Origin of the sequence: Amycolatopsis sp. WAC 04182 (assembly GCF_003947465.1) — a bacterium.
Lineage (GTDB): Bacteria > Actinomycetota > Actinomycetes > Mycobacteriales > Pseudonocardiaceae > Amycolatopsis.
In genome coordinates this window covers 1-662 of the sequence record NZ_QHJJ01000053.1, presented here as the reverse complement: position 1 = coordinate 662, position 662 = coordinate 1, and the positions used below count along the sequence as shown (strand labels likewise).

At 74.0% G+C, this 662-nt stretch carries 1 protein-coding gene; it reads right to left on the bottom strand.

Annotated elements, in window-relative coordinates; translation table 11 throughout:
* Positions 1 to 142 precede the first annotated feature (142 nt).
* On the bottom strand, positions 143 to 662 hold a 520-nt coding region (locus tag DMH01_RS42465), incomplete at its 5' end, for a DegT/DnrJ/EryC1/StrS family aminotransferase (RefSeq protein ID WP_199745856.1).

Here is a 662-nt window from a genome sequence, read left to right as displayed (position 1 = left end):
CGCCGCAGCTCGTGCTCGAAGCGCGCGGTCTGCTCGCCGAGGATGAACTTCTGGTCGTCGCAGGTGCCGACGGCGTAGACGGTCTTCAGCAGCGCCGCCCGGTCGTGCTCGAACAGGTCGGCGGCGAAGAAGGGCACGCGGGTCATCCCGGCCGCCCCCGGTAGAAGCCGGCGACCTCGTCGCACACCCGGTCGGCGTCGGCGTCGGACAGGTCGGGGTAGAGCGGCAGGGCCAGCAGCCGCGCGTCGTAGCGGGTGGCCAGCTCGGACCGGCGGGCGATGCCGGCGTCGAGCCCGGCCAGCTTGGCCAGCAGGACGGCGGCCTGGAGGTCGTCCATCTTGCTGTTGCAGCCGGACAGGACCGTGGGGTTGGCGATGCCGGGGAAGTGGTCGAGGGTGCGCCCGGCGCGGCCGTGGTGGCGCAGCGCCCGCGCGGTCTCGGCGATGTCGTCGTCGTCGGTGAGCAGCGCCCCGGCGTCGCCGATCGCGCCGAGGGTCTTGGAGGGGAAGAACGACAAGACGCCGCCCGCGCCGACGAGCCCGGCGTGTGTGCCGTCCAGGCGCATGCCGATGGCCTCGGCGCTGTCCTCCAGCACGGTCAGGCCACGCCGCCGGGCGACCTCGCACACGCCACGCAGGTCGGCCAGCCGGTCGAACAGGTGG